The 6,648-nt window shown below is 61.4% G+C and carries 7 protein-coding genes; 5 read left to right on the plus strand and 2 right to left on the minus strand.

Annotation, left to right across the window (positions count from 1 at the left end):
• Positions 1–7: 7 nt before the first annotated feature.
• A complete protein-coding gene (locus ACSFE6_RS24235) occupies positions 8–841 on the plus strand; it encodes a helix-turn-helix domain-containing protein (RefSeq protein ID WP_435429955.1) in 834 nt (277 codons plus the stop codon).
• Positions 842–1,015: 174 nt separating this feature from the next.
• On the opposite strand, the gene ACSFE6_RS24240 is transcribed toward ACSFE6_RS24235, so the two are convergent.
• A complete protein-coding gene (locus ACSFE6_RS24240) occupies positions 1,016–1,603 on the minus strand; it encodes a LysE family translocator (protein WP_435429956.1) in 588 nt (195 codons plus the stop codon).
• A gap of 84 nt (positions 1,604–1,687) precedes the next feature.
• Positions 1,688–3,019, minus strand: a complete 1,332-nt coding sequence (locus ACSFE6_RS24245) for a PLP-dependent aminotransferase family protein (RefSeq protein WP_435429957.1) — start codon at positions 3,017–3,019, stop codon at positions 1,688–1,690.
• A gap of 89 nt (positions 3,020–3,108) precedes the next feature.
• Between ACSFE6_RS24245 and ACSFE6_RS24250 the strand changes: the two genes are divergently transcribed.
• The 4 genes from ACSFE6_RS24250 to ACSFE6_RS24265 all read left to right on the plus strand — a co-directional run bounded on the left by ACSFE6_RS24250 (position 3,109) and on the right by ACSFE6_RS24265 (position 6,553).
• Entirely contained in the window at positions 3,109–4,005 is an 897-nt protein-coding gene (locus ACSFE6_RS24250) for a DMT family transporter (RefSeq protein ID WP_435429958.1), read from the plus strand.
• 90 nt (positions 4,006–4,095) lie between these two features.
• Complete coding sequence (locus ACSFE6_RS24255) at positions 4,096–4,716, plus strand: LysE family translocator (RefSeq protein ID WP_435429959.1); 621 nt, start codon at positions 4,096–4,098, stop codon at positions 4,714–4,716.
• A 100-nt stretch (positions 4,717–4,816) separates the two neighbouring features.
• The gene (locus ACSFE6_RS24260) at positions 4,817–5,899 is read left to right on the plus strand and encodes a bifunctional transcriptional activator/DNA repair enzyme AdaA (protein WP_435429960.1); all 1,083 of its coding nucleotides are present in this window, start codon (positions 4,817–4,819) and stop codon (positions 5,897–5,899) included.
• 36 nt (positions 5,900–5,935) lie between these two features.
• Positions 5,936–6,553: a DNA-3-methyladenine glycosylase family protein gene (locus ACSFE6_RS24265; protein WP_435429961.1), complete on the plus strand. Its 618-nt coding sequence runs from the start codon at positions 5,936–5,938 to the stop codon at positions 6,551–6,553.
• Positions 6,554–6,648 lie beyond the last annotated feature (95 nt).

Here is a 6,648-nt window from a genome sequence, read left to right on the forward strand (position 1 = left end):
ACTGACGATGAAGCTCTCCAAGCCCAAGGACGCCGACAAGGCCCCGCGTTTCTGGCGCGATGACTCCCTGCCATTTATCGAAGCGCGCGCCATCGCCGACGGGCGCGAGGTCTGTTACACCCGACACTCCCACGCACATTTTTCCATCGGCGCGATTACCGCCGGACGCAGTACCTATATCCACGAGCAGTCGCAGTTCGAGGTCGGTGCCGGCACCGTGGTGTTGATGAATCCCGGCGACGTCCATGCCTGCAATCCGATCGACGACCAGCCCTGGTCGTACCTGATGCTGTATGTCGATACCCCATGGCTCACCGACTTGCAGCATCAGCTCGGCTTCAGCGACGATCTGGCATTACGTCGCTTTGCCGTGACGCACACAGTGGATCTCGAGCTATTCGAGGGCTTGAAGACGTTGTATCGCGTTCTGGTCGATCAACAGCAGGACGTGCTGCGCAAGCACAGCGCCGCTGTCGAGTTTTTCACCGACGTGCAGCTACGGCTGAATCCGCTCGATCAACCCCTGCGAGAGCCAAACTTCAAGCTGGAACGTGCCGCTGATTTCATCCGCGCTCATTGCACGCACATGCTCAAGCTCGAAGACATTTGCGAGGCGGCGCAGCTGTCGCCGTCCTACCTGATCCGCGCCTTCAAGCAGCATTACGGCATGACGCCCCACGCCTTTTTGGTCAACCAGCGCATCCAGTTCGCCCGTGATCAATTGCGCAATGGCAAGCTGATCGCCGACGTCGCGCTGGAGGCGGGATTTGCCGATCAGGCGCATTTTCAGCGGGCGTTCAAGCAGCACCTGGCGGCGACGCCGGGGCAGTATAGGGGTTGAGCCTGTACTGTGCTGAGTGATCATCTGTGGCGAGGGGATTTATCCCCGTTGGGCTGCGAAGCGGCCCCCGACATTCCTTCAAACAAACCTTGCACTCAGGTATCACGACGGCTTCGCCGCCGAACGGGGATAAATCCCCTCGCCACAAAAAAACGCCACAGGCTCCTAGAGTGTTTACGGCAACACCAGATACACCGCACTCACCGCCAACAACAACGCCATCACCCGATTGAACCAGCGTATCCCCGCCGGATTATCCAGGTAGCCGCGCAAAAACGTCCCGGCATACGCCCAGCAACCGACCGACAGATAACAGATCACCAGATACACCGCCGCAAACTGCCACACCAGCCGCGCCTCGCCGTCGGCGACAAACGCCCCCATGCCGGCCACGCAGGCCAGCCAGGCTTTAGGGTTGAGCCATTGCATCACGGCGCCATACAGCATCGACGGCGCGCGCCCCGAGTCCTTTGCCTCCAACTGCCCGTTATCAGCGGCCAGCTTGAACGCCATGTACAACAGGAAAGCCACACCGGCCCACTGCACCACTTGCGTCATGGCAGGCCAAAGCTGCAGCAGCTCGTGCAAGCCCAACCCCATCAACACCAACAGCAGCACAAACCCCAGGGTCGCCCCGGCCACATGCCGCTGACTGGCGCGAAACCCGAATCGTGCTCCCGAACTCAACGCCACGATATTCACCGGCCCCGGCGTTATTGAGGCGGCCAGTGCAAACGCCGCCATGGACATCATCAGACTCATCGCACACCTTCTTCCTGTCAGTTGAACCAGGCCTCAAGGTAAAGAGCCGACCGGTGCGCGTATTGAACAAAACTGCCCTAAACACTAAGAGTAAAAGTCCACCACCCTCTTCACTTTCACCAGCGCCTGGCGCAACGATTCCATGTCCACCGAGCCCAGGGCCAGGCGTATGGCGTGCGGTACATGGGGCGTGATCGCAAAGGGTTCGGCAGGCGATACCGACACCTGCTCGCGCATCAATGCCATGGCAATCCGGTCGGCCCGGGCGTCTTCGGTCAAAGGCAACCAGATGAAGTACGACGACGGATGGCTGATGGTCTTGAGCCCCGCCAGCACCTCACACGCCAAGGCTTGCCGGGCCTGCGCGTCCGCGCGTTTTTGCGCTTCCAGTTTCATCACCGTGCCGTCATCGAGCCAGGCTGTGGCCAGGGCGGTCATCACGCCGGGAGTGTTCCAGGTGGTCGCCATGATCGTGCGTTCAAATCCCGCGATCCATTTCGTGGGCGCCGCAACAAAACCGACACGCAGCCCGGTGGCGATATTTTTCGAGAGACCGGAAACGTACACCGTTCTTTCGGGTGCCATGTCAGCCAGGGGCGGCGGCGGATCTGCGGCGAGAAACGCGTAGGCGGCGTCCTCGATGATCATCAGGTCATGCTGGCGCGCAATGGCCACCAACCGTTCGCGCTGATTGACATCCATTACCCAGCCCAGCGGGTTGTGCAAGGTTGGCATCGCGTAGACGGCCCGAACCGACCGGCTGCGGCAGAGTTTTTCCAGAGCAGGCAAATCCGGACCGTTGTCGGTGACTGGAATGGGCAAGACTTCAAGGTGCAGCGTTTCGGCCAGGGTTTTGAACCCCGGGTAGGTCAAGGCATCGGCCGCAATCACATCGCCCGGCTTGAGCCGCGTCATCATCACCACCGCGAGGCCATGCTGGGCGCCACTGACGATCAGCACCTGTTCGGCCGACACCTTCAACCCGCGCTCGCCCAGGTGACGCGCAACCGACGCCCGTTCATGCAATCGCCCGGCATGAGGCTGGTAGCGCAAGAGGGATTCGAGGTCTCCGGACAACGCCAGCTGACGCAGGGCATTGCGCAACAAATCGGCCTGACCGGGCAGCGACGGGTAGTTGAAGTTGAGATCGATCATCCCCGCCGCCACCACGGACTGCGAAATGCCCTGACTGGGTGGCAATGATGTCTCCCTGACAAACGTCCCGCGCCCGGTTTCGCCACTGATCAGGCCCATGCCTTCGAGTTCGGCGTACACCCGGCTAGCGGTCACTAGCGCCAATCCATGCTCGCTGGCCAGCTGCCGATGGGTCGGCAGGCGCGTACCGGGTGGCAAGTGCCCTGAGCGAATGTCGGCAGCGAAAGCGTCCACCAGCGTCTTGTAGCGGGAACGGGGCATGTCTAGATGTATCCATGACAATTTTTTGATTGTATTGATACTCAACCATAGGATGGGTTTTGTGCAACCCAACAATGAGCGTGAGCGACATGGAACGAACCTCGAACCTGCAAAACCGGGCGCTGGACAGCAGCACCAGTGGCTGGATCAATGGCCTGATCGGTGTATTGATTTTCAGCGGTTCACTGCCCGCGACACGGGTAGCGGTGCTGGAATTCGACCCGGTTTTTCTCACCGTGGCCCGCGCGACCATTGCTGCGATGCTCGCCCTGTGCCTATTGCTGGCATTCAAGGAAAAACGCCCGGCGCGCTTTCAGCTCGTGCCCCTGGCCATCGTAGCCCTCGGCGTGGTGGTGGGATTTCCGTTGCTGACCGCACTGGCATTGCAGTACGTGACCTCCGCGCACTCCATCGTGTTCGTTGGCCTGCTGCCGCTCGCAACCGCAATATTTGGCGTTCTGCGTGGCGGCGAACGTCCGCGACCGGTGTTCTGGTTTTTCTCGGTGCTGGGCAGTCTGCTGGTGGTCGGGTACGCCATTGCTCAAGGCCTGACCGCCTCGCCCCAAGGCGACATCCTGATGCTATTGGCGATCCTCGCCTGCGGTCTGGGTTATGCCGAAGGGGCGAAGCTGTCCCGCGCGCTCGGTGGCTGGCAGGTGATTTGCTGGGCACTGGTGCTGTCGCTACCGGTCATGGCAGCACTGACCTGGTGGCGGATGCCGATGTCGTTCAGCGGCGTCAGCGCACCGGCCTGGTTCAGCCTGGCTTACGTGTCGCTGTTCAGCATGCTGATCGGCTTTGTGTTCTGGTATCGCGGGCTGGCCCAGGGCGGCATTGCTGCCGTCGGACAACTGCAACTGCTGCAACCGTTTTTCGGCTTGGCGTTGGCGGCGACCTTGCTCCATGAACACGTCAGCCTTGGCATGCTCGGGGTAACCGTGGCCGTGATTGCGTGCGTCGCCGGGGCAAAAAAGTTTGCCCGCTGACCACTGCTATGGCGCTTGCAGCCATGACTGTACGGGGCAATCCACCCGAGTCCCATGTAAAAATGCGGTACTCGTTACAGGAGCCCCCCCATGGACCTCGCCACCCTCACCCTTTTCCTGCCGGCCTGCTTCGCCCTGAACATGGCGCCAGGCCCGAACAACCTGCTGTCGGTCAGCAATTCGACCCGTTATGGCTACCGGACCGCGTGCCTGGCCGGGGTCGGTCGCCTGCTGGCGTTTGCCGGGATGATCGCCCTCGCCTCGGCGGGCCTGGCGGTCGTGCTGCAAACCTCTGAGCTGTTGTTTTACGGGATCAAAATACTCGGCGCGGCGTACCTGTTTTATCTCGCCTGGCAACTGTGGCGCGCCGACCCCGGCGAGGAAACCATTGTGACCGGTGCCCCGGTGGGGATGCTGGCACTGGCCCGACAGGAGTTTCTGGTGGCGGCGGGCAATCCGAAAGCGATCCTGATTTTCACCGCGTTCCTGCCGCAATTCGTCGATTCGACCCGCGCCATCACGCCACAATTCGCCATGCTGGGAGCGTTGTTCCTGGTACTGGAATGGATCGCCATCGCGGCCTACGCCTACATGGGCCTGCACATGCGCCGCTGGTTCGCCAAACCGTCGGGCAAGCGGATGTTCAACCGTTGCTGTGCGGGGCTTTTATCAGCCGCAGCCTCGGTGCTGTTGATGGCAAGAAGAACCTGATACACCCGTTTCTTCTGTGGGGGCATTCACCTAGAGTTGATCGAAATTCCCTGTCGATTTTCCGGTGGAGGCAGCCCTTGCCCCGTTCTATGCTGCGTCCATGAACCTACAACACACGCTGCTCCCGCCCCACGCCGAGATGGTCCGCGCCATGCTCGAACGAGACACCTCCTATGAGGGGGTGTTCTTTACCGCGGTCAAGACCACCGGGATTTTCTGCCGACCTGGTTGCACCGCACGCAGCCCGAAACCGGAGAACGTCGAGTTCTTCGCTCGTGCGGACGAGTGCCTGGCGGCGGGCTACCGTGCTTGCCTGCGCTGCAAGCCCATGGGCGCTGCTGCGATTGCGCCACAGTGGATACAGAAACTGTTCACCCTGGTGGACGCAGCCCCTGAACAACGCTGGTCTGACAGCCAACTGCTGGCCGAAGGCATAGAGCCGCTGAAATTACGTCGCTGGTTCAAGCAGCATTTCGCCATGACCTTTCATGCCTGGCTGCGTACCCGGCGCCTGGACATGGCACTGGACGGCATCAAGCAAGGCGAGTCCATCGACAGTGCCGCATTTGACTCAGGCTACGAATCCCTGAGCGGTTTTCGCGATGCGTTTCAAAAGTCCTTCCATATCACGCCAGGGCGCGCCGCCAACAGTGAGCCGTTGCTGTTCACACGGCTGACCACGCCGCTGGGGCCAATGATCGCCATGGCGGAACGGCGTGGACTGGTCCTGCTGGAGTTCCTCGATCAGTCGTCGCTGACCCGGGAAGTGGAATCACTGCAAACCCGCTATGGCTATGCCGTGGCACCTGGGCACAACCGGCATTTGCAGCAAATCGAAGAGGAGCTGAGCGCGTATTTCGCCGGCAAACTCACTCATTTCACCGTTGCCCTGCACATGCCCGGCAGCGAGTTTTCCCGTCAGGTCTGGGCCGAACTGGAAAAAATCCCCTACGGCCAGACCACCACCTATGGTGCCATCGCCAGCCTGCTGGGCAAGCCCGGCGCCAGTCGCGCGGTGGGCCTGGCCAATGGTCACAACCGCCTCTCGATCGTGGTGCCCTGCCATCGCGTCATCGGTGCCGACGGCTCGCTGACGGGCTACGCTGGAGGCCAGCCGCGCAAGGCGTTTCTGCTGCGCCTGGAAAACGCGGCGGTACAGATCACCGAACAACTGACCCTATGACCACACGCCCTACCCGTCTGCACTCAAGGATGCTTGATGCCCAACCCATACTTGCCTGCCACGCAATTCCTCGCATCCCTGGATGACGACTGGCAGCGCCACATCACGGCGGTCGGCCCATGCCTGCATCAACCCCACGCCGCCCGCGACCCCTACGAGTCGCTGGTCAGGGCGATTGCCTACCAGCAACTGCACGCCAAGGCTGGTGACGCGATTGTCGGGCGTCTGCTGGCACTGTTCCCGACAGCCTCGTTTCCACGACCTGAACAGATCGTCGCCACCCACTTCGATCATCTGCGCACCTGCGGGTTTTCCGCCAGCAAGATCGCGACCATTCAGGGTATCGCCCAAGCGACGCTGGACGGCGTGGTGCCGGATTACGCCACGGCACGGGCCATGGACGATGAGGCGCTGATCGAACGCCTGATCACCCTGCGCGGCGTCGGACGCTGGACCGTGGAAATGCTGTTGATCTACAGCCTGGAACGACCGGATATCTTGCCGGCCGATGATTTTGGCGTGCGCGAAGGGTATCGACGGCTCAAGGGGCTGGAAGTGCAGCCGACTCGCAAGCAGATGATCGAGATCGGGCTGGACTGGAGTCCTCATCGGACAGTGGCTTCCTGGTATTTGTGGCGGGTTCCTGCCAGATAAACCGTGTTAACTGCTTCGGGGGGAGGGGCGATGCCACAAAGGAAAGGGATTCAAGTGGGGGGGGGAGAATGTCCGCGGAAGCGGCGGTAGCCGCG

It is taken from the genome of Pseudomonas baetica, assembly GCF_051216495.1.
GTDB lineage: Bacteria > Pseudomonadota > Gammaproteobacteria > Pseudomonadales > Pseudomonadaceae > Aquipseudomonas > Aquipseudomonas baetica_B.